We start from the raw sequence: 24,710 nt of genomic DNA on the forward strand, positions 1-24,710 counted from the left end.
GATCATTCCTAACGCCCTCTTTCATAATTGATAATGATTTTCATCTTTAATTATATAGTATCACCCTTTCTCTTTTTTGACAATAAAAAAAAGATGCCGGATTGGGCACCTTACTCAATGTTCAACACGAGCCTATATTCACCCGCTTCCTGAAACGATACCGGGAGCTCAATGGCCTGAGTAAATCCAGAAATTTTCGAATCCCCCACTATAATCGTCGGAGGTGTAATGTCAATTTCAATTCCTTTGGCAAACAAGGCGGAACCCATATTCCCTGCAATCATATTGACTACTTCTCCGGCAAAAGATTCGACCATTTCTCCTTCAATCGGCATGCCAAACATTTTCGTACCGAGGTTCGCAAACGCATCCTGAGATCCATCTAAAATAAGGCGGCCGGGCAAATCACCGGTAATCCCGATAAAAACACCAATCGCATGATGCTGAAACGATCCATTTAATAACGAAGGACGGCCCACCTGTGCTTCGACGGGTATCACCGTTCGAATGGATTCAATTGCGCAATTTAATATTTCTGTAATGACAGCATTTTTATCTTGCTGGGCATTTTCCATTTTCGATCCTCCGTTTTCTTTTCATTTTACTGCAAAAAATACCATTTGTCAGCACTTTTTACTATATCTTTAATACTAAATATTCCTTTTTTTATTCTACAAAATTTAAGTTTTGCATGTTATAGATGATTCGGGCGAACAAGGCCGTGCTGAATAGACAAAAAAAAGCCTTCGAAGCAGCTGCTTCGAAAGCATTTTTCATTGCCGGCATGTGTGCTCTTCCTTTATTCAGATCGGCGCGGCGGGCGTTTGCCCCAGTATTGGTAGTAGTCGCAGCGAATAAAACCGTTAAACAATTTCCGTTTTTTTGTCGCAGGACGGCCATATGCTTCCTCAAAGCCTTCATGGGACGTGAGCATATATATCGACCACGTTTCAAGGGGCGCAAAGGTCCTGCCAAGATCCGCGTATAACTTTTCGACCGCCGGACGGTCGCTGAGACGCTCACCATATGGCGGATTGCCAACGATGACGCCAAATTCTTTATCCGTCCTAAACTGTGCCGCATTTCCAACTCGGAAGTTAATTAAATCACCGAGCCCCGCCTCAAACGCATTGCTTTTGGCAATCCTGACCATGTTTGAATCCAAATCCAGTCCTTCAATATCCAGCGGCTGATCATAATTCGCTTTATCTTCCGCTTCCATACGCGCGTCGTCCCACACGTTACGGCCAACCCACGCCCAATTCTCAGACACGAAGTCACGGTTAAATCCCGGCGCAATATTTTGTCCGATTAACGCTGCTTCAATAGGAATTGTACCGGAACCGCAAAACGGATCAACGAACGGTTTGTCCGGATACCAATTGGTCAACTGCACAAGAGCTGCTGCCAGTGTTTCTTTTAAAGGGGCTTCCCCCTGCGCTGTCCTATAGCCGCGCTTATGCAGGCCGGCACCGCTCGCATCAATGGTAATTGTTGCTTTATCTTTTAACAGTGCAACTTCAATTGGAAAATGAGCACCTGTTTCCGGCAGCCACGTTTCCATTTTGTAGGCACGCTTTAAACGCTCCGCCATCGCTTTTTTGACGATCGCCTGGCAGTCAGATACGCTGAACAATGTGGATTTTACTGATTTCCCCTGCACAGGAAATGAGGCGTCTTTCGGCAAAAACTGCTCCCATTCAATGGCTTTTGTTTTCTCAAACAGCTCATCGAACGTCTTTGCATAAAATTCAGCAGCAACGACTTTTACGCGGTCTGCTGTCCGGAGCCACATGTTGCAGCGGGCAATAGCTGCAGCATCTCCTTCAAAATAAACCTTTCCATTCTCTGTGCGCGGTGCATACCCGAGTTCTTTCACTTCTTTTGCGACCAGTGCTTCTAGACCCATGGCAGCTGTTGCAATTAATGTATAGGTCATAACATCCTCTTTTCATTCTTAGTCTTTTGTTAAATCCATATAAAGAAAATCAATCAATTCATTAAATGGCAGTGGTTTAGAAAAATAATATCCTTGTATATAATCACAAGATTCATCCGTTAAAAATTGATATTGGCGCTTCTTCTCTACCCCTTCTGCTACGACTTTTAAATGAAGCCTGTGTGCCATTGTAATAATCGCTTTCACAATAGATGCATCATCATTATAGTGGTCAAGCGCATGAATAAAATTCCGGTCAATTTTCAAATGATCAATTGGAAAGCGATTTAAATAGCTGAGTGAGGAATAACCTGTACCAAAGTCATCGATGGACAGTTTGAAGCCCATATTTTTTAATTCAGTCAGCCTCCGTACCGATGTTTTGGCGTCCGGCATAACCGTACTTTCCGTCAATTCAAGATCAATTAGGCGGGCCGGCACATTTTCCTCATAAATAATTTGACGGACAGAGTCCACAAAATTATCCTGCGAAAATTGTAAAGGAGACACGTTGACTGCAAGCGTTAATTCGGAAAACCCGAGCATATCGAGCTTTTTCAAATCACGGCACACTTGTCTCAATATCCAATGGCCAATGGGAATAATTAAGCCGGTTTCTTCTGCCACAGGTACAAAGTCAACTGGCGAAACATTGCCGAAATGCTGATTATTCCATCGTAAAAGTGCCTCTGCTCCGGAAACGGCACTCGATTTTGGATTGATTTGCGGCTGATACTCAACCATAAATTCATTTCGTTCAATCGCCTTTCGCAATTCTGTTTCCATCGTCATCAGTTCCTTATTCTGCCCCTCCATATCTTTATGATAGGCTGAAAAACGATTCCGTCCGGCCTTTTTTGAATCATACATCGCTTTATCTGCACTGCGTAATAACGTATCAGCATCCGTCCCATCTTCCGAAAAAAAGCTTATGCCAATACTTGTTGAAATATACAATTCATGACCCGCAATGATAAATGGAGCAGACAATGTGTTGATAATGTTTTCGGCAAGAGTAAATGCTTCCCTCGGGTGGTGAATGTTCGTTAAGGTAATCACAAACTCATCTCCACCAAGGCGGGCGATTAAATCTTTATTTCGAAGCAGTTTTTTAATACGCGCGGATACTTTAATGAGAAGCTGGTCACCGGCTTCATGACCAAATGTATCATTGATCTGTTTAAACCGGTCCAAATCAAGAAACATAACCGCTAATTTTTGATTATACTTCTTCGATGTTTCAAGCAGCGATTCCATGCGGACGTTGTAATGATAACGATTGGCCATCCCTGTCAGCGGATCACTGTGAGCCAGTTTCCTTAGTTCTTCTTCCGCTATTTTTTGGTCAGTAATATCTGTAAACACCCCAACGTAATGTTCAACATTTCCTCGTTCATTCTTTGAAGCTAAAATGGTCAGCCATTCCGGAAAGATTTCACCATTTTTTCTTCTGTTCCATATTTCACCGTGCCACATGCCTGTTTCCCGGATGGATTTCCATAGTTCATCATAAAAAGCTTCATCATGAACGCCTGAACGCAGCAGATTCGGCCTCTTGCCAATCACTTCTTCTTCACTATAGCCGGTTACAACCTGAAATGCCGGATTCACAGACAAAATATAGCCATATGTATCTGTAATCATGACGCCTTCCTGAATATAGTTATAAACAAGTTTATTAATGTTATTTGCTGAACTGATCACATCTGGCTCTTTCATACAAAGCGTTCATCCCTCCATATTTTGTCAAATAGAACAAAAGCCCCCCTATAAAGGGGAGCTATATTTCATATTATAAATTAGAAAGAACCCTGAATAACGTTCTGTAAGCCATGTTTTGTTCCTTTGTACTGCAAACGGCCGGGGTTTGGCCTCGTACTCGGGCGGCAATCATCTATCTGCAGAAAGCGGATGCTTCTGCCTTTCCATTCGTTCATTTCCGTCCGGAAAGTGCCCCTACCAAAATTTGGGTTGCTCGCTCACGGGGTTTACCTCGTTCCACCTTTGTCATTTCTGACAAAGCTCCGTCACTGTGGCACTTTCAAAGTAGTCACACCATATCCAGAAGACGTAGGTGTTTTCCTTGCCGTCAGCATTGCTGCTGCCCTGGCTTATGGTTTCGCCAGGCGCGATCACTACAGGCATCTCAGCACTGTGCGAGCATGGACTTTCCTCTGCAATAACCTGTATTGCAGCGATTACCCGAACGCTATTCGTTTTCCATTCCTTATTATAAAAGATGAACGACTATTACGCAACGAGTATTTATTCGTTGTGAAGACGATCCCCAAAAACATGCCGCTCTAAATTCGACAGACGCTTCAATATATCGAAGTTTGTCGACCCTGCTGCCGGCTGCTGCGCGCGAATCGGCGGCTCAGACTGCTGCTTTTGGGAAGCTATGGAACTGTTTTCTTTTTTCAGCCGCAGGTTTTCCTGCTGCAATTCTTCAATCGCCTGCTGGAAAACATCATAATCTTTAATGACAAGATCTAAAAATTGATCTACCTCATCCGGATTATACCCGCGCATGGATGTTTTAAATTCTTTTTCTAAAATATCTTTACCTGTCAGCTTAATTTGATCTGATAACATTGCCTTGCACCACCTTCGTCGAGTCCTGTTTTCATACATTAATTGTTTCAAAAACAGGGTCGTTTGTCAATCGGAAAGCAGGACGCCAACAGGCTTTTTGCCGTTTATAAAAAAGCGTAAAAACTATCTTTTAAATTGGTCAATACAAACGCCGTTAATCCAACAAACACGAAAAATAGAAAAAAAATTGCACGATACAACCTGTCATTCACCCCATGTTATAGTTTCTCTCTTTTCAATTTCCATTAATTATTTTACTTTGTTTTCAGAAAGTTGACAACAAGATGACATTATTTTTCGTGAATAATCGACATTTTTCTTTTTAATCTCGCTAAACGGTGAATGACCTCCTTTTTTTCACGGCATCATCTGTTAATAAAAGTGCCTGCTCCGCAGATTCAATCGCATCTCCAAATTGTTTCCATCTGTGTTCATACAGCTTGGCCAATTCAATCGCTGCGTCAAAGGCCCGTGTGCATTCTGACTCCCCGACGCGCTTAAATAATGCAGCAGCTTCCTCAAACGCTTTTTCCCACTTCCACTGAAGGGCCAGTCTGTAGGCTGCTTCAAGGGCAACCTCACTTTCACTATGACCTGCAGGCTGCTTCAACGCATTTTGAGCAGCGGCATGGTTGCCTGATGACTCAAACCATTTCGCCACTTCAAGTGCCGTACGATCATCGTTCCGGAACGATTCATCTAACACAAGACGGCTAATATGGGTGTACAGTGTCAGTAAGCTGAGAATGTCCCGCTCATTATGCTTCATCACCTGCAGCACACCTTCTGGATCCCCTCGGTCGACATAGTCAAAATAAATAATAGGTGCGAGGTGTCCGGGCACATCATCGACTCGCTCAAGACCGAGGAGCTCTTTTCCCACGTTGACGAGCTTGACCGATTTCATTGTATGCTTGAACAAGCGGCGTGATGCATGATACAAATCGAAATGACCGAATGCCGGCAACGCCGGGAGAAAATATTGCTTTACTGTCACTTGATTTCCGATTAAACGGGCTGTACCGAGCAGAAAAATAACACTGCCCGTCCTGCTGAGTCCAGTCGTTTCGATGTCGAAAAAAAACCAAATCAGACGGTGAAAAACCTTTCGCCGACAGCGGGTGGTCACCGTCAAATGCTGCCCATTGTTTGATCGTTTCTTCGGCATCTCGAAACGTATAGTGGCCGTGCTTAAAGTCCAGTGAGTAGTGTGTTTCACGCGTGATGCAAAACTCTTCTTCCAAATGAAACAGCTTAGCACCGGCTTTTTCCCATACATCCCAGTGGCGGATTTTTTTCTTGAGGATGTTTAACCGGCGCTGCAGTCTCGTCACGCACGATATGCTTTTTCATTCGCTGCAGCTTTTTCGCCATGCTCATGATGTTTCACCTGAAAATAAACGAAGTACTTTTTTTGCATCTCTTTTCACATGCTCCGCAAATACATCCGTGCCAGTGCAGGACGGACAGCCATTTTCACACGGACAGTCGTCAATGATATCGATAGCCGCATCAATCACCGCTGTCATGTTTTTATAAAGATGCTCCGCTAGACCGATTCCGCCGGCGTAATGATCGTATAAAGAGGTGCCACGGACTGAAGGACATTCGCCGCACCGATCAATCCCTGCTCAATCCTGTCCTCTGTCCAGTCGTGCAGTCCTTCATTGACGGTCATCCACACAGCATTCGTATGAATTTCCACTTCCGGAAGGTGAATTGGTCCAGACCCAATATTATCATGCGTTTCAAATTTAATTTTCTTAAAGATCGTGGCCATTGCATGGAACGCCACATCCCCATAATGATAAGAAGAAAAGCCCGAAGCCATTTCCTGATCTTCTTCCAGTACCTGCAGCTGCACGGCTAAATTCGCGTCAGTAAAATAATCAACATCGACTTCACGTACGTACGCTTTTTTCTCTTCCCAGTCCAGTTCTTCCACTTGATATTGAATACCCTGATGCAAATAAATTGCTTCTTCATGCGGCAATGTCATCGCGCTGAACCGGTCCATTTCACCAATTACTTTCCGATTGGCGGTTTCAGACAAATCAATGATGACGACATTTTCCTGCGAAGCAGAACGAAGGCTGATGTTATGAGCAGGGAACTGGTCGCTCATCCAGTGAAATTTGCCGTTCAGCTCTTTTAACACGCGCTCTTCCACTACGAAGACCACGTTCAATCTCCCGTCTTTCCACCGGTAAATAACCTCCCCGGTAGCCGCGGATCGATTTCGGTCCAAGCTCTGATTTCACCAGTTCTTTTAAATATGTCAAAATGATTTCCACACGTACGCGGCTTCTCGCAAACACAATCGTTTGAATGCGGTTTTTCAGCATTTCTCCCGCCAACCGGTGAACTTCAAGCGTTGCACTGTGCCTTACGTTCATCGTTTTGTTGACGACAGGCGGATTGTAAAATAGAAAATGCTTCCGGCCGGCCGGTGCCCCGTTATTATCAATCAGCGTGATCTTCTTACCGGTCATTTCTTCGGCCAGTTCCACCGGATTTGCGATGGTTGCCGACGTGCAGATAAAGATGGGATTACTTCCGTAAAAACGGCAAATACGCTGCAATCTTCTTAACACATTCGCCGTATGACTGCCAAAAACGCCGCGGTATATGTGCAGCTCATTTAATTCACTTTTTTGATCCTGCGCAAGTGCTTTCGTCGGAAATAAATAAAGCGCCCGTGCGTCCGGATTTTGCAGCACCGTCTGCAGGACTGGCAAGTTATAGAAAAGCGTTTTTCCTGAAGCGGTCGGTGTGACAGCAGTAAAGCTTTTCCCTGCCATCGCCGTTTCATAAGCTGTCTTTTGATGCGTATATAATGAATGAATGCCCCGCTTTTTCAGTGCTTCCGCTAATGACGGATGAAGATCCTCCGGCAGCGGTACAGAAGATGGCGGCTTTTCATCGATTGTATGCCAGTGGACAATATTTTCTGCCACGGCCTGTTCATCCTTCAGTCAACGAAGTACTTCCGGCATTGTTTTTTTCTTTGGAATCAAAAGTATCACCCCGCTTTCATTTTAACGAACGGGTGCTCTTTTTAAAAGCAAAAAAAAGAACGCTATGGGCGCTCAGTCTCTGTTCAATATTTTGCTAAGTGATTCCAGCACATATAACGCGGAATCAGCTGACTGAATAAATTTCACTTTGCCAGTGTCAAAAAAATGAGCATGCGCACCGACACGCCTTGCATTATCTGCAGCCTGTATAATTTGCGCCCCATGCACATATTTTTGCGGATTCGATTTCAGCCATTCAAGGGCCGCCTTTTCCCATTCTTCTGCCGTTTTGTCCATTTCATCCGCAAACGGCTTCACCACACCAAAAAAATCGGCTTCCTCTTTTGATTCTCTCCGTTCTTCATATATTAATTTTGCTTTCTTCACAAGCGACTGAAGCGTTTTTGTCTTGTCTGTAAGATGCACTGCTCAATACCCCGTTTCTGTTACAATGACCCTGCCGCCGGTTTAAACTTTCCGATAAAAGGAGGTGTATCCGGTTTGCCGCATAAAAAGCGCTCCCCTTCCTCCACGAGCGACAATCTGTTTTGAATGCGTTCTTTTTTTACATGCAGCTGAAAAAACTGCCGCCGCCGTTCTGCCGCCACTTTCACCTGTATCAGTTTTTCCAGCTCCAGCGTCTGCTGTTCAATGTCTGCAAGCCGTTCCATCCATTCTTCTTTCGTCATGCCACTCCACCCCTTTTCTGTGATGCTTATACGTATTCGCACTTACGGGGGTAATCCCTGCTGCGTTGACAAAAGAAGTGAAGATACTCCAAAGAAAGAAAAAATGCGACAAAATCACACCAATGACATGTTTTTTTTCTTCATTAAAAACTGAATAGCGCTTCTGAATGTTAAAAATGTATTCAATTCCTTATTCACTTTTAATCCGGTTCTCGATAATTCATGTGTGAATGAAGGTGTAAAGCCGACGAGAAATGTGTCGACACCCATCAACTGGAGGGAGCTGACAAGATTATCGATCGACTGCCCCAATATCCCGGTTTCGACAATTTCATTTTTAGAAATAGCCGTAAAATCCATAATGACGGTCTCCACCTCTTGTTCGTAACAGGAGGTTAATAGCTTTGAGATAATCATCTCAAAACGTTCGTGGGATAATTTACCGGTAATCGGCACTAAAATGGTTTCCGGAACAATAGACGGAATGATCGGCACAGATAGATCTTTGACGATTTGTTTATACTCGGCAAGCTCTTTTTTTAACTCGTTGATCTCCATTTGAAGCCGTGCTGTTTCCAGTTCCTCAGTCATCCTGTTCATCTCCACCCTTTTTATTGCATACGCTATGCAATATAGTAATGGATACTGATCTATTTTTCAATGATGATGGGCAAAAAGTTGTAAAAATGCAATAAGGCTTTCCAAACAGGCGATTTGCCCGTTCTTATGATATGATATGAGTGCAATAAAAAGGGGGGATTTGATGACCATCCGCTATCCAAATGGACAAAAATTTACGCCGGTGCCGCTGCGTGATAAAAGGGAACAGCCGCGGGATCACGTGACATTCAGCAACCGGGGCATGACACTCGAAGAAGACATTAACGCGACCAATGCGTATTATTTAAACTGCGGAATGGCAGTCATTCATAAAAAACCCGTCCCTGTCCAAATTGTCCGCGTCGACTATCCGGCGAGGAGTGCTGCTGTTATTAAAGAGGCCTATTTCAGGCAGGCGTCTACTACGGACTATAACGGGGTATATAAAGGGAAGTATATTGATTTCGAAGCGAAAGAAACGAAAATCGCCTCGTCTTTCCCGCTCAAAAACTTTCACGACCACCAAATCAATCATATGAAACAAGTGGAATCTCACGGAGGGATCGCATTTGTTATCATTCGCTTTTCTCAGACGGACGAGCTCTATTTCCTGCCGTTTCAGGCGCTGTATACATTCTGGTGCCGGATGATGAATGGTGGACGCAAGTCGATCACAAAAGACGAATTGACGGCGTGCAGCATCTTCCTGCCGCTCGGATTGTCACCCCGCATTCCGTATCTGGATGCGGTCGAAAGCATGTATTTTTAACTTTTTGAAAGTGAGGAACGAAGACAGATGTCTGATGAATACAAATCGAGAACCGAAAAGCGGAGCCAGCAGCGAAAAAAGCCGGCCCGTGCAGCGAAAAAAAACAAGCAGAAAAAAACACCCGTAAATAAAAAGCGCTCCATTGTCAAACGAATTTTGCTTGCCGGAGTCCTTCTTGCCTTTTTAACAATGGCAGGCGGCGCCGGTCTATTCGCTTATTTTGTGAAAGACGCACCAGAACTGGATAATGCGCTTCTAAGCGATCCCATCTCCTCAAAAATTAATGACATGAACGGCGACCTCCTGACAAATGTCGGATCAGAGCGGCGCGACTACGTGGAATATGATGATATTCCGGTACTTGTGCGGGATGCCATACTTGCGACAGAGGATGTCCGCTTTTTTGAACATAAAGGAATTGACCCGATCCGTCTTGGCGGCGCTGTTTTGAAAAACGTCACGGACGGCTTCGGCTCGCAGGGAGCCAGCACCATTACCCAGCAGGTCGTAAAAATGTCTTTTTTAACGGACGAAAAAACACTGAAACGAAAAGCGCAGGAAGCGTGGCTTGCGTATAAACTGGAAGAAGCATACACGAAAGAAGAAATTTTTGAGATGTACGTCAACAAAGTTTATATGTCAGATGGCATAAATGGCATTAAAGCCGCGTCCGATTATTATTTCGGCAAGGAATTAAGCGATCTGACGCTGCAGGAAGCCGCATATCTTGCGGGTATGCCGCAAAGTCCGAATAATTATAATGCATTCAACAATCCCGAACGGGCTGAAAAACGAAAAGACGTCGTTTTATCGCTCATGAATCAGCATGATAAAATTACGAAAGCCGAAATGACGGATGCACAAAATCAAAATATCACAGATTCATTAACTGAACAGGTGAACGAAACGGGTGTTCAGAAAGAATATGACTCGTACGTTGACCTTGTGATCGAAGAAGTGCAAGAAATGGGCTACAACGCGTACACGGACGGCTTGACCATTGAAACAACGCTTGATAAAGAGGCCCAGCTGTTCATGGATAAACTATTAAACAGTGATGAATATATTCAATACCCAAGTGAATTCTTTCAGGCCGGAATTGCCTTAACGGATACACAAACCGGTGCCATCCGGGCCATCGGCGGTGGACGGAATCAAGAAGTGCAGCGCGGCCTTAACTACGCAGTAGACATTAAGCGCCAGCCTGGTTCTACGATCAAACCAATCCTTGATTATGGACCGGCGATTGAATATTTGAAATGGTCGACATATGAACAAGTTGAAGACAGCCCTCTCAACTATTCAACCGGAGGATCCGTTGGAAATGCGGGAGGCTCCTATGCCGGCATGATGTCCATGCGGGATGCACTTGTACGTTCGAAAAACACACCCGCTGTCCGGACATTCCAGGAAGTCGGATTTGAAGATTCTTATGAATTTGCAGCTGGTCTCGGCATTCATTTAGAAAATGAATTTGAGTCCTATGCGATTGGCGCTATGGATGGAGATGAAGGCATCTCCCCTCTTCAAATGGCCGGCGCGTATGCGGCGTTTGGAAACGGCGGCATTTATAACACACCGCATACGGTAAAGAAAATTACCCTTCCGGACGGAACCGTTGTGGAAAATGAGATTGAATCCGAACCGGCTATGAGTGATTATACAGCGTATATGGTCACGGATATGTTAAAGGATGCCGTTGACTACGGAACAGGAACTGCAGCGAATATACCGACGCTTCATGTTGCCGGTAAAACAGGAACAACCAACTACACGGATGATGAGCTGGCCAGATACAATTTCCCATCCAGCGCATCGCCGGATTCATGGTTTGTCGGCTATACAACAAATTACACGGCCGCCATCTGGACCGGCTATGAAAATCGAAGCGAGTATTTATCAAAAGAAAGCCAGCAAATTGCCAAAGAGTTATTTAAAGAGTTAATGACGGAAGTATCGAAGAATGTTGAAACGGACGATTTCGATAAGCCGGACAGCGTGGTTGAACTTCCGATTATTAAAGGATCAAATCCTGCCCGTATTGCCGGCAGCGGCGTATCAGACAGCGACAAGACATACGAATTGTTTGTCCGCGGTGAGCAGCCGAAACGAACATCAAATGTCGTTGAAGATGAGGAAGAACGGGTTGAAGAAGAACCCCAGGAAGAAGAAACGGTCTCCGGTGAAATCACAGGACTCAGTGCTTCTGCGGATGCCGGCGGCAATATTTCCGTCTCTTGGTCATTCAATGGTGAGGGCAGCCCATCATTCAGTGTATCAAATGGATCGGAAACACAGTCGATTGGCGGGTTTTCTACCGTCTTTAGCGGCGGACAGCCTGGTCAGACGTATACCATTACAGTGACAGCGATCGTAGATGGACAAAATATTAACTCGGCTTCTACCTCTGTTACGGTCCCTGGCGGACAACCGGCAGAGCCGGACGAACCAGAAGTGGAACCAGAGCCTGTACCGGACGAACCGGAACCGGAAGTGGAACCAGAGCCTGTACCGGATGAGCGCGATGACAACGAAGATGGCAATGGAAACAGCAATGGAATCGGAAACGGAAATGGAAACAGCAATGGGAACGGAAATGGAAATGGGAATGGAAATCCGAATAATGGAAACAGCAGCGGAAATACTCAAAGTAACAGCAACAGACAGCCCCCTGCTGCTGCAGAACCAAACACAGATCCGGAATCTGATGAATAAAAAAGCGTCTTTATGGAGCATTGGCTCCATAAAGACGCTTTTTTATCGTTTTCGGACGGCTTGCACTGCCGCTGCTTTCCGCTGTTCATTCATCAGTTCGGTAAGCTGACGAAAAGCCGCATAAGTATACGGACGGGCCACAATAAACTGAAACCGCTCGCGGAAATTAATCGGCTTCACGTTCAATTCCGCTTCTTTTTGTTCCCAGAAAGCGGGAGCTGCCGGGGATTCATTTGTCCAAAACAACGCCATGAAAAAAAGAGCCAGCAGCGCATCCATCTCTTCCTTGACGTCTTTTTGACGCAGCCGATGCTTTTCTTCCATCACAGCTATCAGCTCTTCCCAAGCAGTCAATATTTCTTTTAATCCATGGTCTTTTTCAAGCCAAGGCGTCTTTTCGGCGGACAATTCATATAGAAAATATGGAAATTGATCGATCGCTTTCGGAATCGGTACGTACTCTTCACTTGAAAAGAAACGAAGCGGCGGCGGCAATGTCACTTTCTTCATCACGCGCCCGCCTTTCGCTTCATCCTCTTTTTCCCTTCCCGGCATAAATCTAAAAGCGGACATTCAGGGCAGTTTGGCGACTGCGCCTTACAATGGTAGCGGCCGAAAAAAATCATCCGGTGATGCGTCACAGACCATTCATCCATCGGAATTTTCTTCATTAACGTTTCTTCCACTTCCGTTACGTTGTCTTTCCAGCGGCAAAAGCCCAGCCGTTTAGACACACGTTCCACATGTGTATCAACGGCGATCGCCGGTACACCGAACGCAACAGATGCAACGACATTCGCCGTTTTACGGCCGACGCCGGGCAGCTTCACCAGTTCATCCTGCGTCTCGGGTACTTCCCTATTGAAATCTTCAATCAGCATACGTGACAATTTTTGAATGTTTTTCGCTTTATTACGGTACAGACCGATGGAGCGAATATCCTGCTCCAGTTCTTCCAAAGGAACAGAAAGATAATCTTCCGGAGTTTTGTATTTTTGAAATAGTCCCTTTGTTACTTTGTTTACAAGGGCGTCCGTACATTGGGCAGATAGCGCGACAGCAATGACAAGTTCAAAAGGGTTGGCATGATTCAGCTCGCAATGCGCATCCGGAAACATATCCGCAAATGTATCAAGGCAATGACGAATTTCTTTTTTAGTCAGCATATCAAACTCTCCTTACTGCTCAAGCCAGTTATAAAAAGGAACGGCATTTTCTGAGCGCTTCACCTGTTCAGCACCTGCCGGCTTACGAAATTTCCGCCCTTGCTCACGCGCTTGTTCCACCGTTTTAATCCCTTGTTTTTTCCATTCAAATAAAATGCGGTCAATGTAACGAAAATTTAATTTCATTGACAGTACGGCTTCTCTGAGCGCCGCTTTAATAACAGACGGATCGTGCTGATCCTGATCAATCCAAAGCGCGAGCGTTTCACATTCAATAGCCGAAAGCGGACGTCCGAATTCTGCTTCAAACAGGCTGTATAAATCTCTTTCGTCCGTCATCGCCTGCTGAAATGACTGCCCTCGCGCGTCTGATTCAAATAAGAAGGCCATTTTACTCCAGAGCGGCTTTAATGAGTAAAATTCAAATCCGGTCTGCTCACCCTGTTCGATCGAGATCACTTGCTTTTGAATCATTTTTTTCACGTATGCCGCGCAGTCCGCAGAAGAGATAGACATTCGTTCTGACAGGTCTTCAAAACTGGGAAACGATATGCCTTTTTGGGCAAACGAATAAATATGCAATAGCACCATCATCTCTGTTTCATTTAACTGCAGCCGTTTATAGTTTTTGAGAAGAACGTTTGGAATACTTGTCATCCCATCTTCCATCCAGTCAATTAACATTTCTTTTTCTTTCATATAAACACTCCACCTCAAACACTTTTTCACTGGCAATGGTTCATATTATACTAGGTGGCGCATAAAAAGAAAAGCCGCCCGTACGGACAGCTTTTCTAGTAAAATTACCCTTTTTTATTCGTACCGACGTAATCTGCAATACGTGCTGTTGCTTTTTCAAGCAATTCAAGCGACGTTGCATATGAAAGGCGGATATTTGCCGGTGAGCCGAAGCCGCTGCCCGGTACCACCGCGACATTTGCTTCTTCAAGAAGCGCTGTAACAAAGTCATCGACGTTTGCGTGGCCTGTTAACTTCGCCGCTTCTGTCACGTTCGGGAACAAATAAAAGGCGCCCTGTGGCTTCAAGCATGTAACACCTGGAATCGAAGTCAGCTTCTCATGAATGATATTCAAACGTTCCTGGAACGCTTTCTTCATTTCTTCTACCGGTTCCTGAGAGCCTGTATACGCTGCAATCGCCCCGTATTGAGCTGTTGAAGTCGGATTTGATGTCGAATGGCTCGCAAGGTCTGTCATCGCTTTAATGACTTGTGCATTGCCCGCTGCATAGCCGATGCGCCAGCCTGTCATCGAATGAGACTTTGAAACGCCGTTAATGATGATCGTCTGTTCTTTTAGTTCCGGAGACAATTCGGCAATTGATACGTGTTTATTGACGCCATACACCAATTTTTCATAAATTTCATCGGAAACGATCCAGATGTTTTTACGAAGAGCCACTTCGCCTAATGCTTTCAGCTCATCAGCTGTGTAGAGCATACCCGTTGGATTCGAAGGCGAGTTTATGATCACCGCTTTCGTTTTATCTGTAATCACTTCTTCTAATTGTTCCGGAGTGATTTTAAATTCATTCGATTCTTTTCCTTCCACGTATACGGGTACGCCATCAGCCAGTTTCACCTGCTCTGGATAACTGACCCAGTATGGAGTTGGGATGATGACTTCATCCCCTTCATTTAAAATAACCTGAAATAGGTTGTACAACGCATGTTTCGCGCCCGTTGTGACGATAATCTCGTTCGGTTTATATGTAATGCCCTGATCTTCTTTAAATTTACCGATGATCGCCTCTTTCAGACCTGCGAGACCGCCCGCCGGTGTATATTTTGTCTGTCCGTCTTTTAACGACTCATATGCCGCTTCAATAATGTGATCCGGTGTGTTAAAGTCCGGCTCGCCGGCGCCCAGACCGATGACATCGATTCCCTGTGCTTTCATCTCTTTTGCTTTCGCTGTAATTGCGAGTGTAGTTGAAGGGGTCAGTGCTTTGACGCGTTCTGCTAATTGTACGTCCATTTGAATTCTCCATTCTGTTAAATGTTTTCGACTTTTTTCCACCATTTACCGTCCTCAAACGACAAATAGTAATAATTCAAACGGCCATTTTCGTTTTTAAACGTAAACAGCCAGACAGGGGTTTCTTTTTCCATACCAAGTGTAAGAGAAAGAATCTCCACATGACCCGCTTCCTCCGTGAAAAGAGCACGCGCTTCCTTTTCCGTTACACCTGTATCCAGCGGTTTCACAACCGGTTCAGATTTGCCATCCCGGGCAATCCATACAGCGGTATTGCGGCCGCTTTCGTCTTTCCCTGTCACCGCATAATAAGCATTTGTCCCATTGTACACATACACCTCTCCCACTTCCGTGAGAGCGGCTTTTTCTTTCGCTTCCTGCACAGCGGTCGCTTTTGCTTTTTCATACGGTTTTTGTGCATTATTATACATGATTCCGACAATTATCGCAATAACAACAACGGGAATTCCGATTATTAAAAGCCACTTTTTAAAATTCGTTCGCATATTCATCACTTCTTATGTTCTATAAATGGTAAAAACGGCTTTTGAGTCATCTTCCGGATCAAGCGCCAGACCAAACATTAAATTTTCACGCTTCAGCGTCCGGTTTAACGCATCGACCAGTTTATATAAGTCGCCGCTATGTTCCACCGTTACTGTCGATAACACCTCGATTTTCGACTCCATACATATCCCTCCTGTTGGCATTATAGCAGGAATGGGCGCCTGTTTTACAACTATTTTTCATCCGGCAGCCATTTTTCAATAAGCTCTATTGTCCCTGAAATATCTTCTTCGACAGCCGGCACATCGGAAATGGACTGTAAAAAGGATTTTCCATAACGGCTCGTCACGACGCGCCTGTCAAAGACGACTGCAATTCCACGGTCTGACTGCGTACGAATAAGCCGGCCGAACCCTTGCCGGAAGCGGATGATGGCCTGCGGAAGTGAATATGCCGTAAATGGATTTTTTCCTTCTTCTTGCAGCTGCCGGCTTTTTGCGGCTACAAAAGGATCATCCGGCGGCGCAAATGGCAGACGGACAATGAAAAGAATGGACAAATCTTCGCCCGGGATGTCAATCCCTTCCCAGAATGCACCTGTACCGAGCAAAATAGCTTTTTCATACTGGCGGAAATTTTTTGTCAAGCGCCTCACGCTCCCGTTCGTTATACCCTGCGCGATCAACGCATAGTCCTGAAGCAATTCCGTTTCACGTATATAATCATGCGTTTTTTTCAAAATATCAAATGAGGTAAATAAGACGAGCATGCGCCCGCCAGCGGATTCGGCCGCCGCAATAATGTAATCCGCCACCGCTTCGGCATAAGCCGAACTGTCTGCTTCTTTCACTTCCGGCACATCATTCGGAATGACGACACGGCAATTATCCGGATAATTAAACGGCGATTTAATCACATATTTGTGGTAGGAAAACGATGTCAGTCCGATTTCATTCACGAAAAATTGAAATGAATTTTCAACCATCAATGTCGCAGATGTAAAGATGACATGATGCCGCTCAAGCAAATATTCGTTTATGAGCGCACCGGCATGGACAGGCTGCATACGGATTGTCAACGTATTTATCAACGACCGTACATCCCCCTCCATCCAAACCACATCGCCGTCATCCGGCCTGAATATTAGCTCAAACAGACGTTCATTCCACTGCCGGAATCGTTCCAATAACGACAAGGCATCCTCTACAAACAACTCATCGCGTGCCCGGAGCTGCTCTCTTATTTGTTCAAACGGAGTCATTTTCTTCGATACCGCTTCAATCAATAAAGACAGCTCTTTATAAATGCGCTCTGCTCCCCACTCCAGCTGCTGCCATGCAGCCGTCTGACGTTTGCCGTCATCCAGCGCAAGCTGCCTTTTTGATTGCGATGTCCGCTTCGTATTTTCTTCAAAGAATGCCGAAAGCGATGTAAACCATTCCTCAGCTTCCGTTAAAACAGAGGCCATTCGCCGGGTCAACTCATGAGAAGACTGGAAGGGCAAATGCTTTTTTTCAATTCGCTCCAGATGATACAGAAGCTTTTTTTCATCAGCAGAACCCATTTTCCCCAGCATAAATTTGACCTGTGACAGCGATAGTTCTTTCCCAAGCCGCTCTCTCGCCGCTTTTTCAAATTGATGGGCTTCATCGATAATGATATGACATTTGTCCGGAAGCAGCGGCCGATCCGTTTTCATATCCGCAATTAAAAACGAATGATTGGTGATAATAATGTCCGCATTGGCGGCCACCTCTTTTGCATATAGAAAAAAATCGTGTGCGCGCCACGCCTGTTTTGCTTTCGGCATAAAATCTTCCGCCTGGCCTATTTCTTCCCATAATAGCAGCCCGCCAGAAGACAAATTCAGCTCGTCACCGTCTCCTGTCGTCGTTTCAAGAAGCCAGATAAGAATTTGCATTTTCGCGATCGTCCGGTCATAATTGGTCTCTTTTTCCCTGAGCACCCTCACAAATCGTGATAAATCGAGATAATACCGCTTTCCTTTCAATACAGCGGCTTTTACATCAAATGGAACTATTGTCCTCGCTCTTTTGAGCTCTCGTTCCAGAAGCTGATGCTGCAGCAGCACCGTATACGTTGAAATGACAACTGGTTCGCCTGTTTGCCGGCTTTTATAAATAGCGGGCAATAGGTAGGCAAGCGATTTTCCGGTTCCGGTTCCCGCTTCAATGACCGTGTGAACACCACTTTCAAGCGAGTGCTGAACCGCATTCATCATTTCCATTTGTCCAATACGCCGTTCCATGCCAGGTACACCGGATAATAACGCCCACTTGGCTTCCTCTTTGTCCGGAAACGAGATCGATTCATCCGGATGCCGTTTTAACGGCCTGTCTTTTTTTCGAAGAGCAAGCCCCCGGTAGACAGTCCATTCCGCCGGCAGTGTTTCAATGCGCATCTTTTTTTGAGCAGCTACACGCGCGAGCAGCACATGAATATCGCTTTTCAGCCCGATCGAAAGCTTCGCAAGCTGTTCGATTGTTACAAGAGGCAGCTGTTCCAGACGCTCCATCAGCCGAAGGAACAGCTGCGCCGTCGCAAAGGCATCACTGTCCGCACGATGCGGCTGCCCGTGATGCAGATCAAATTGACCGGACAAATCAGCCAGCTTATAACTGTCAGCAGACGGGAGTACGATTTTCGCAAGTTCCACGGTGTCAATGACCAGCCCGTCAAATGCCGGATATCCTGCTTCTGTGAATTCTCCGTTTAAGAACGTCACATCAAATGCCGCATTGTGCGCGACAAAGACCGCATCTCGCATCCATTCGCTGAACTGATCTGCTTCCGCTGCAAAAGAAGGAGCATCCTGTACCAATTCGTCATCAATGCCGGTCAGCTCCTGAATAAAAGGCGGAATAGAAACATTTGGATTTAAATACGTATCGTATTGTTTTATTATCCTTCCTTCTTCAATTAACACAAACGCCGCCTGCATAATACGGCCGCCGCTTGCATGGGAATGGCCGGTCGTTTCAAAGTCGGCTACCACAAATCGCAAATCATTGTTCACGGCAAACACACCTTTTAATAAATTCCTTCTCAGTTTACCATAAAAAAGACCGCTGCACGCACAGCGGTCTCATCATTACATAATCGTTGCGGCCGGCTCCTGATGAAGCATGTCCGCAATTTTATTTTGTTTATCCATAATGAGCACTTTCGGTTTATGGTCTTTTACTTTTTCTTCAGCCACCATTACGTACGAAATAATAATGACCGTATCACCTGGCTGCACAAGGCGGGCGGCTGCTCCATTTAAGCAGATGACGCCGCTGCCGCGCTCCCCTGGAATGATATATGTTTCAAGACGGGCACCGTTATTATTGTTCACAATCTGCACTTTTTCGTTCGCCATCATGCCGGCTGCATCGAGCAAATCCTCATCAATCGTAATGCTGCCGACGTAGTTTAAATTCGCTTCTGTCACCGTCGCACGGTGAATTTTCCCGTTCATCATTGTACGAAACATTATGCTCTTCCTTTCACTGTTAAAATAACGTTATCAATTAACCGAGCATTTTTGTATTGCACAGCAGCTGCTGCAATGATGGTACCAGATGCTTCATTGATCGGTTCCAGCTCTGGATAGGACAGAATATCCACGTACTCCACTTCCGCACCAGAATGGGCCTGTAAATCATCAGCCGCCCGTTTCTTTAATTTCTCAACATTCGTTTCACCAGCGTCAACAGCTTCTTTTATCCGTGTCAAAGCTTTATAAATCGCCGGTGCTTTTTCCCGTTCTTCCGGCAGTAAATACACATTGCGTGAGCTTTTGGCGAGTCCGTCGTCTTCCCGAACCGTATCAACCCCGACAATTTTGACCGGAACGTTGAGCGAATCGACCAGACCGTGAATCACGGCCAGCTGCTGCGCATCTTTTTTTCCGAAATAGGCTTTGTCCGGTTCTGTCATATGAAACAGCTTCATGACAACCGTTGCCACACCGTCAAAATGCCCTTCCCGCTTTAAACCGCACAGTGCGTCCGTCCGCTTATTCACCGTTAACGTAACGGCGGGCTCATCCGGATACATTTCATCAACCGATGGCATAAATAAATAATCGACGCCGGCACTCTCAGCAAGTTCCGCATCTCGTTTTGGATCGCGCGGATATCGTTCAAAATCTTCATTCGGACCGAATTGAAGCGGGTTGACGAAGATGGACATGATCACCGTATCGTTTTCTGCCCGTGCCTGTTTGGCAAGCGTTAAATGTCCTTCATGCAAAAAACCCATCGTTGGCACAAAACCGATGGTATGCCCGCTCTTTTTTTGATCACGGACGATTTCTTTTAACTGTGTAATAGAATGAATCATCTTCATGAACGGACACCTCCATATAAACGGTCCAGTTCTTCTTCGTTCATTGTAAATGTATGTTCGACGGCTGGAAAAACGCCCTTTTTCACTTCATTTACATATGATTGTACAGCCGGTATACCTTCCTCGTCAAAATCCGCGTAGCTTTTCACAAATTTCGCAGTCCGGCCGACACCATAGCGCATGATATCATGGTAAACAAGCACCTGTCCGTCTGTCCCTGCGCCGGCACCAATACCAATGACCGGAATGGCGAGCGCTTTCGTAATCGAGAGCGCCACTTGATGAGGCACACATTCAAGTACGATCATAAATGCGCCCGCCTGTTCCATCGCTTTTGCGTCATCAAGCAGCTTTTGGGCTGCTTCCGCTGTTTTTCCCTGCACTTTATAGCCGCCCATGACACCGACAGACTGGGGTGTTAAGCCAAGGTGTGCGCAAACCGGCACACCGGCCGCTGTTAATTCCTGAACGCGCTGGACGATATCGCCGGCGCCTTCCACTTTTACCGCATCGGCTCCGGCTTCCTGCATTAACGCCTGCGCTGCTTTCATCGTTTCTTCTCTGTTCACATGGTAGGTCATAAAGGGCATGTCCGTAATGATAAACGTATCAGGCGCACCTCTTTTTACTGCTTTCGTATGATGCACCATGTCTGAAAGCGTTACCGAAACAGTGGATTCATACCCGAGAACCGTCATACCAAGTGAATCTCCTACAAGAATAACATCTGCTCCAGCTGATTGTACCTGTTTGGCCGAAGGAAAATCATAAGCTGTGATCATGGCAATTTTTTCGCTTTTTCCCTTCATCTTTAAAAAATCCGCTGTACGTTTCATTTTATCATCCTCCTTTTAAATCAGAGGAGACGAAACAACATAAAAGGGTCCTCCAAAGGCAGAAGGACCCGTCAAATACGGCTGGATGTTTCGACCCTCTGTCCCTGTCCGCATGGATCAAGGCAGCTTTCGTCATATTTTGTTTCGTTTTTTATCCGTCGTACCGGTGCAGCTCTTCTGATACCGCCCGATTCAAGATCATTATAACAGCGTGTTTCTTTTTTGACTATGAAAAATTATTGGTCAATCTCAATATCAGCTGAATAAATATCATGAATGACCCCGTTCTCATCTTCTAATTTCAACACACCCTCATCGGTAATACCCAGTGCTCTTCCCCGTATCGTTCCCGTTACAGTACGTGCAATGATATGCCGGCCGATTGAGATTGCATATGATTCCCATTTTTCTTTAATTAATCCAAATCCATTCGTCATATATTCATCATAATAGATTTCCAGGTTTTTCATGATCGCCTGAACGATTTTAGCACGCGGCACGGTTTCCCCTTTTTCAATGAAAATAGAGGTTGCAATATTCGCCAGTTCTTCCGGAAATTCACGCTGATTCACATTCATGCCGATGCCGATAATAATCGAACGGATTTGATCGGAATCCGCCTGCAGCTCTGTTAAAATGCCTGTAATTTTTTTACCGTTCAATAAAAGGTCATTCGGCCACTTAATTTCCGGCATGATCCCTGCAGCATCACGGATCGCTTCCGTCACCGCAACAGCTGTAATTAATGTAAACTGCGGCGCTTTAAAGGGGGGCAAATTCGGCTTTAATATGACGCTCATCCAAATGCCTGTATATTTCGGTGAATGCCATGGCCGGGTCATTCGGCCCCTCCCCGCTGTCTGTTCTTCCGCAATGACAAGCGTCCCCTCTGCCGCTTCTTCCGCCAGTCTATGCGCTTCTTTTTGAGTGGATTCAACACTTTCTTTAAACACGATCCGCTTGCCAATCCGCACTGTTTCCAGTCCGATCAGCAGCTCATTTTCACTTACTTTATCCGGCTTTGATGTAATGCGGTATCCTTTTTTTCGGACTGCTTCCAGTTCAAATCCTTCCTGGCGGAGCGATTCGATATGCTTCCAGACAGCCGTTCGCGAACAGCCGATAATATCAGCCAGCGCCTGACCGGACACGAATTCACCATCCGCTCTTGAAAAGGCTTCAAGTAATTTATGCTTTACAGAAGATTGCACGACAGCAAAAACTCCTTTATATTTTCTTTCGTGTTTTTAATTTCACGATTTATCACTGCTTTTTCAGTGAGTTCCAGACACTCTTTTATCCAGATTCCGCGGGGCTTCTCCGTCCATGCCAGTAAATCAGACCCTGTGACATCAAGCTCATCACGGCTTTTGATCGGCAGTCCATGCCAGCGGGAAATGAGATCTTTTGAAATAGACGTTTTACCGTCAAGAACCGCTACAACCTCGGCACAATCCACCGCTGTTTCAAGCTGCGCTTCATATAAAAGGACGTCGTGCCAGCCTTCTGCGCGGACCCGGTTCAAAGTGCGGACGCCTTTTTCGATTCGTTTCACACGCTTCCCGGCCATTCGCCAGTCCCGTAAAAAATCGGTAATGTGTCTGCCAGCGGTCTTATCTGCGAGAAGCAGCCACATTTGATCCGCATTCAGAGACTGCAGCGGAAGAACGGCGACTTGTTCGAGAGCTGCTTTTTGTCCGGAAAGGCCGGGCAAAAAAGCAAAAAGACCTGTCTGAATGAGAAGAGAAAGACCGGCCGCTTTATCGGAACCGGACAGCAGTTTATCCATCTCATTCAATTTTCGTTCGACCGCAATGTGCGACAAAAGCGGCGCATGATCAATCATGGCCTGTAGTGTTTTCAAATCAAGCTCGAACGAAAGCTGACTGATGAATCGCGCCGCGCGCATCATCCGAAGAGCATCTTCTGAAAACCGTTCCGATGCATCACCAACTGTCCGGATGATTCCGTCATTTAAGTCGCGCTGTCCGTCAAATGGATCAACCAATTGTCCGTCTGCTGCCATCGCAATGGCGTTCATCGTAAAATCACGGCGTTTTAAGTCATCACGGAGCGACCGGACGAATATCACCTCGTCCGGCCGTCTGAAATCACTGTATGCTTCTTCGGTACGGAAAGTGGTTACTTCATAACCGCGTCCATCAAGCAGCACGAGGACGGTACCATGTTCAATGCCAACATCGACTGTGTGCAAAAAAACGGATTTCACTTCATCCGGAAGAGCAGAGGTCGCAATATCCACATCGTGAACCGTTCGATTTAATATAAAGTCGCGTACCGCTCCGCCGACAAAGTATGCTTCATAACCGGCTGTCTCCAGCGCCTGCAGGATAGGAAGTGCCTCTTTAAAAAAAGGCTGTTCAATCATGATATACTTCCTCCTCCATCAAACGATCATACACCCGTTCATATTGCTCCACAATATCCGAGGAGTGAAAGCGTATACGCACGGTTTCGATCGCCTGCGTTTTCATTGTTTCATACAGCTGCGAATCAGTTAATAATCTTATAGCGGCAGCACTGATAGCTTCAATATCGCCAACCGGACAGATAAACCCGTTTCGGCCATCTTCTATCACTTCTGGAATCCCGCCCGCATCCGTTCCGACACATGGAACGCCGCATGCCATTGCTTCAAGAGCGACGAGACCGAAACTCTCTTTTTCGGACAAAAGAAGTTTTAAATCACTGATCGCATAAAGTTCTGCCAAATTGTCCTGTTTGCCAAGATAAAGAACATGGCCTTCAAGGCCGAGTGCCTGCACAAGGCGGCAGACGGATGTCATTTCCGGTCCGTCACCGACGAGAAGAAGCTTAGCCGGCATCTCCTTGGCAATTTCAGCAAACACTTGGATCACATCCGTTACCCGTTTCACAGGACGAAAATTGGAAACATGGATGACGACTTTTTCCCCGTCTTCGATGCCGAACTCTTTTTTCAAGTGACGGACCGTCTCAATCGGCCGGTACACACGTTCATCAATAAAGTTATACACCGTTTCGATAAGTTTATCCGGTTCAATCAGTTCATTTGTCTGATGAACAAGCGAATTCGAAACTGCGGTGACAGCGTCAGACTGTTCAATACCAAATTTAATGGCCGATGTGAGCGCCGAATCTGCACCGAGTACGGTAATATCCGTTCCGTGCAGTGTCGTCACAATTTTGACATTTGATTTCGCCATCTGTTTTCCCAAAATCGCACAAACCGCATGCGGAATGGCATAATGAACGTGCAAAATATCTAGTTTCTCCCGTTTGATCACATCCGCTATTTTACTCGCGAGCGCGATGTCGTACGGCGGATATTGAAAAACGGAATATTGATTCACTTCCACCTGATGAAAAAAAATATTATGATACATCCGGTTTAGACGAAACGGAACCGCAGACGTGATGAAATGAATGGTATGTCCTTTTTCAGCGAGCAGCTTACCAAGTTCCGTCGCCACCACACCCGAGCCGCCGACTGTCGGATAGCACGTAATGCCAATATTCAGCCCCAT

24 protein-coding genes, 1 other RNA gene and 1 pseudogene are annotated in these 24,710 nt (G+C 45.7%); 2 read left to right on the forward strand and 24 right to left on the reverse strand.

Features of this window, described 5'->3' with window-relative positions:
* Positions 1–110: 110 nt before the first annotated feature.
* From BTO30_RS04320 to BTO30_RS04365, 11 genes and pseudogenes are all read right to left on the reverse strand, one after another.
* Positions 111–575: a chemotaxis protein CheX gene (locus BTO30_RS04320; RefSeq protein ID WP_075397494.1), complete on the reverse strand. Its 465-nt coding sequence runs from the start codon at positions 573–575 to the stop codon at positions 111–113.
* 224 nt (positions 576–799) lie between these two features.
* Positions 800–1,939 (reverse strand): THUMP domain-containing class I SAM-dependent RNA methyltransferase, encoded by a 1,140-nt coding sequence (locus tag BTO30_RS04325; RefSeq protein WP_075397495.1) that lies wholly within the window; start codon positions 1,937–1,939, stop codon positions 800–802.
* Positions 1,940–1,957: 18 nt separating this feature from the next.
* The gene (locus BTO30_RS04330) at positions 1,958–3,658 is read right to left on the reverse strand and encodes a putative bifunctional diguanylate cyclase/phosphodiesterase (RefSeq protein WP_075397496.1); all 1,701 of its coding nucleotides are present in this window, start codon (positions 3,656–3,658) and stop codon (positions 1,958–1,960) included.
* A gap of 102 nt (positions 3,659–3,760) precedes the next feature.
* Positions 3,761–4,149: RNase P RNA component class B (gene rnpB, locus BTO30_RS04335), an RNA gene on the reverse strand.
* Positions 4,150–4,204: 55 nt separating this feature from the next.
* Positions 4,205–4,534, reverse strand: a complete 330-nt coding sequence (gpsB, locus tag BTO30_RS04340; RefSeq protein ID WP_075397497.1) for a cell division regulator GpsB — start codon at positions 4,532–4,534, stop codon at positions 4,205–4,207.
* A gap of 331 nt (positions 4,535–4,865) precedes the next feature.
* On the reverse strand, positions 4,866–5,663 hold the full coding sequence (locus BTO30_RS04345; RefSeq protein WP_075397498.1) for a ribonuclease H-like domain-containing protein: 798 nt from the start codon (positions 5,661–5,663) through the stop codon (positions 4,866–4,868).
* Positions 5,664–5,788: 125 nt separating this feature from the next.
* The gene (locus tag BTO30_RS17840) at positions 5,789–5,914 is read right to left on the reverse strand and encodes a hypothetical protein (protein WP_281248583.1); all 126 of its coding nucleotides are present in this window, start codon (positions 5,912–5,914) and stop codon (positions 5,789–5,791) included.
* Positions 5,911–7,509 (reverse strand): annotated as a pseudogene (locus BTO30_RS04350) (DEAD/DEAH box helicase). Before BTO30_RS04350 ends, BTO30_RS17840 begins: the two are co-directional and overlap by 4 nt.
* 114 nt (positions 7,510–7,623) lie before the next feature.
* Positions 7,624–7,977, reverse strand: coding sequence for a DUF1798 family protein (locus tag BTO30_RS04355; RefSeq protein WP_075397499.1), 354 nt, complete (start codon positions 7,975–7,977; stop codon positions 7,624–7,626).
* A 20-nt stretch (positions 7,978–7,997) separates the two neighbouring features.
* The gene (locus tag BTO30_RS04360) at positions 7,998–8,240 is read right to left on the reverse strand and encodes a hypothetical protein (protein ID WP_075397500.1); all 243 of its coding nucleotides are present in this window, start codon (positions 8,238–8,240) and stop codon (positions 7,998–8,000) included.
* A 114-nt stretch (positions 8,241–8,354) separates the two neighbouring features.
* Entirely contained in the window at positions 8,355–8,831 is a 477-nt protein-coding gene (locus tag BTO30_RS04365) for an STAS domain-containing protein (RefSeq protein WP_158023563.1), read from the reverse strand.
* A gap of 172 nt (positions 8,832–9,003) precedes the next feature.
* Between BTO30_RS04365 and recU the strand changes: the two genes are divergently transcribed.
* Both recU and BTO30_RS04375 read left to right on the forward strand, forming a co-directional pair.
* On the forward strand, positions 9,004–9,609 hold the full coding sequence (gene recU, locus BTO30_RS04370; protein WP_075397501.1) for a Holliday junction resolvase RecU: 606 nt from the start codon (positions 9,004–9,006) through the stop codon (positions 9,607–9,609).
* Positions 9,610–9,636: 27 nt separating this feature from the next.
* Positions 9,637–12,324: a transglycosylase domain-containing protein gene (locus BTO30_RS04375; RefSeq protein WP_075397502.1), complete on the forward strand. Its 2,688-nt coding sequence runs from the start codon at positions 9,637–9,639 to the stop codon at positions 12,322–12,324.
* A gap of 42 nt (positions 12,325–12,366) precedes the next feature.
* Here BTO30_RS04375 and BTO30_RS04380 read toward each other — a convergent pair whose 3' ends face one another.
* The 13 genes from BTO30_RS04380 to bshA all read right to left on the reverse strand — a co-directional run bounded on the left by BTO30_RS04380 (position 12,367) and on the right by bshA (position 24,710).
* A complete protein-coding gene (locus BTO30_RS04380) occupies positions 12,367–12,834 on the reverse strand; it encodes a YpoC family protein (protein ID WP_075397503.1) in 468 nt (155 codons plus the stop codon).
* The gene (nth, locus tag BTO30_RS04385; protein ID WP_075397504.1) at positions 12,834–13,490 is read right to left on the reverse strand and encodes an endonuclease III; all 657 of its coding nucleotides are present in this window, start codon (positions 13,488–13,490) and stop codon (positions 12,834–12,836) included. Before nth ends, BTO30_RS04380 begins: the two co-directional genes overlap by 1 nt.
* Before the next feature lie 12 nt (positions 13,491–13,502).
* Positions 13,503–14,189: a DnaD domain-containing protein gene (locus tag BTO30_RS04390; RefSeq protein WP_075397505.1), complete on the reverse strand. Its 687-nt coding sequence runs from the start codon at positions 14,187–14,189 to the stop codon at positions 13,503–13,505.
* Between the two features lie 104 nt (positions 14,190–14,293).
* Positions 14,294–15,487 (reverse strand): pyridoxal phosphate-dependent aminotransferase, encoded by a 1,194-nt coding sequence (locus BTO30_RS04395; RefSeq protein WP_075397804.1) that lies wholly within the window; start codon positions 15,485–15,487, stop codon positions 14,294–14,296.
* A gap of 17 nt (positions 15,488–15,504) precedes the next feature.
* Entirely contained in the window at positions 15,505–15,993 is a 489-nt protein-coding gene (locus BTO30_RS04400) for a cell wall elongation regulator TseB-like domain-containing protein (protein ID WP_075397506.1), read from the reverse strand.
* Between the two features lie 12 nt (positions 15,994–16,005).
* Positions 16,006–16,176: a YpmA family protein gene (locus tag BTO30_RS04405; RefSeq protein ID WP_075397507.1), complete on the reverse strand. Its 171-nt coding sequence runs from the start codon at positions 16,174–16,176 to the stop codon at positions 16,006–16,008.
* A gap of 50 nt (positions 16,177–16,226) precedes the next feature.
* The gene (dinG, locus tag BTO30_RS04410; RefSeq protein WP_075397508.1) at positions 16,227–19,031 is read right to left on the reverse strand and encodes an ATP-dependent DNA helicase DinG; all 2,805 of its coding nucleotides are present in this window, start codon (positions 19,029–19,031) and stop codon (positions 16,227–16,229) included.
* A 75-nt stretch (positions 19,032–19,106) separates the two neighbouring features.
* On the reverse strand, positions 19,107–19,490 hold the full coding sequence (gene panD, locus BTO30_RS04415; protein WP_075397509.1) for an aspartate 1-decarboxylase: 384 nt from the start codon (positions 19,488–19,490) through the stop codon (positions 19,107–19,109).
* On the reverse strand, positions 19,490–20,347 hold the full coding sequence (panC, locus tag BTO30_RS04420; RefSeq protein ID WP_075397510.1) for a pantoate--beta-alanine ligase: 858 nt from the start codon (positions 20,345–20,347) through the stop codon (positions 19,490–19,492). The genes panD and panC overlap by 1 nt, the downstream gene beginning before the upstream one ends.
* A complete protein-coding gene (gene panB / locus BTO30_RS04425) occupies positions 20,344–21,183 on the reverse strand; it encodes a 3-methyl-2-oxobutanoate hydroxymethyltransferase (protein WP_075397511.1) in 840 nt (279 codons plus the stop codon). Before panB ends, panC begins: the two co-directional genes overlap by 4 nt.
* Before the next feature lie 236 nt (positions 21,184–21,419).
* A complete protein-coding gene (locus BTO30_RS04430; RefSeq protein WP_075397512.1) occupies positions 21,420–22,394 on the reverse strand; it encodes a biotin--[acetyl-CoA-carboxylase] ligase in 975 nt (324 codons plus the stop codon).
* Positions 22,379–23,572 (reverse strand): CCA tRNA nucleotidyltransferase, encoded by a 1,194-nt coding sequence (locus tag BTO30_RS04435; protein ID WP_083632296.1) that lies wholly within the window; start codon positions 23,570–23,572, stop codon positions 22,379–22,381. Before BTO30_RS04435 ends, BTO30_RS04430 begins: the two co-directional genes overlap by 16 nt.
* Entirely contained in the window at positions 23,565–24,710 is a 1,146-nt protein-coding gene (gene bshA, locus BTO30_RS04440; protein WP_075397513.1) for an N-acetyl-alpha-D-glucosaminyl L-malate synthase BshA, read from the reverse strand. The genes BTO30_RS04435 and bshA overlap by 8 nt, the downstream gene beginning before the upstream one ends.

The sequence above is a fragment of the Domibacillus antri genome (assembly GCF_001936625.1).
GTDB lineage: Bacteria > Bacillota > Bacilli > Bacillales > Domibacillaceae > Domibacillus > Domibacillus antri.

Coding starts and splice junctions, on each gene's coding strand:
- BTO30_RS04320 (WP_075397494.1), bottom strand. CDS start 575: ATGGAAAATGCCCAGCAAGATAAAAATGCTGTCATTACAGAAATATTA.
- BTO30_RS04325 (WP_075397495.1), bottom strand. CDS start 1,939: ATGACCTATACATTAATTGCAACAGCTGCCATGGGTCTAGAAGCACTG.
- BTO30_RS04330 (WP_075397496.1), bottom strand. CDS start 3,658: ATGAAAGAGCCAGATGTGATCAGTTCAGCAAATAACATTAATAAACTT.
- gpsB (WP_075397497.1), bottom strand. CDS start 4,534: ATGTTATCAGATCAAATTAAGCTGACAGGTAAAGATATTTTAGAAAAA.
- BTO30_RS17840 (WP_281248583.1), bottom strand. CDS start 5,914: ATGAGCATGGCGAAAAAGCTGCAGCGAATGAAAAAGCATATCGTGCGT.
- BTO30_RS04360 (WP_075397500.1), bottom strand. CDS start 8,240: ATGACGAAAGAAGAATGGATGGAACGGCTTGCAGACATTGAACAGCAG.
- BTO30_RS04365 (WP_158023563.1), bottom strand. CDS start 8,831: ATGACTGAGGAACTGGAAACAGCACGGCTTCAAATGGAGATCAACGAG.
- recU (WP_075397501.1), top strand. CDS start 9,004: ATGACCATCCGCTATCCAAATGGACAAAAATTTACGCCGGTGCCGCTG.
- BTO30_RS04375 (WP_075397502.1), top strand. CDS start 9,637: ATGTCTGATGAATACAAATCGAGAACCGAAAAGCGGAGCCAGCAGCGA.
- BTO30_RS04380 (WP_075397503.1), bottom strand. CDS start 12,834: ATGAAGAAAGTGACATTGCCGCCGCCGCTTCGTTTCTTTTCAAGTGAA.
- nth (WP_075397504.1), bottom strand. CDS start 13,490: ATGCTGACTAAAAAAGAAATTCGTCATTGCCTTGATACATTTGCGGAT.
- BTO30_RS04390 (WP_075397505.1), bottom strand. CDS start 14,189: ATGAAAGAAAAAGAAATGTTAATTGACTGGATGGAAGATGGGATGACA.
- BTO30_RS04395 (WP_075397804.1), bottom strand. CDS start 15,487: ATGGACGTACAATTAGCAGAACGCGTCAAAGCACTGACCCCTTCAACT.
- BTO30_RS04400 (WP_075397506.1), bottom strand. CDS start 15,993: ATGCGAACGAATTTTAAAAAGTGGCTTTTAATAATCGGAATTCCCGTT.
- BTO30_RS04405 (WP_075397507.1), bottom strand. CDS start 16,176: ATGGAGTCGAAAATCGAGGTGTTATCGACAGTAACGGTGGAACATAGC.
- panD (WP_075397509.1), bottom strand. CDS start 19,490: ATGTTTCGTACAATGATGAACGGGAAAATTCACCGTGCGACGGTGACA.
- panC (WP_075397510.1), bottom strand. CDS start 20,347: ATGAAGATGATTCATTCTATTACACAGTTAAAAGAAATCGTCCGTGAT.
- panB (WP_075397511.1), bottom strand. CDS start 21,183: ATGAAACGTACAGCGGATTTTTTAAAGATGAAGGGAAAAAGCGAAAAA.
- BTO30_RS04435 (WP_083632296.1), bottom strand. CDS start 23,572: ATGATTGAACAGCCTTTTTTTAAAGAGGCACTTCCTATCCTGCAGGCG.
- bshA (WP_075397513.1), bottom strand. CDS start 24,710: ATGGGGCTGAATATTGGCATTACGTGCTATCCGACAGTCGGCGGCTCG.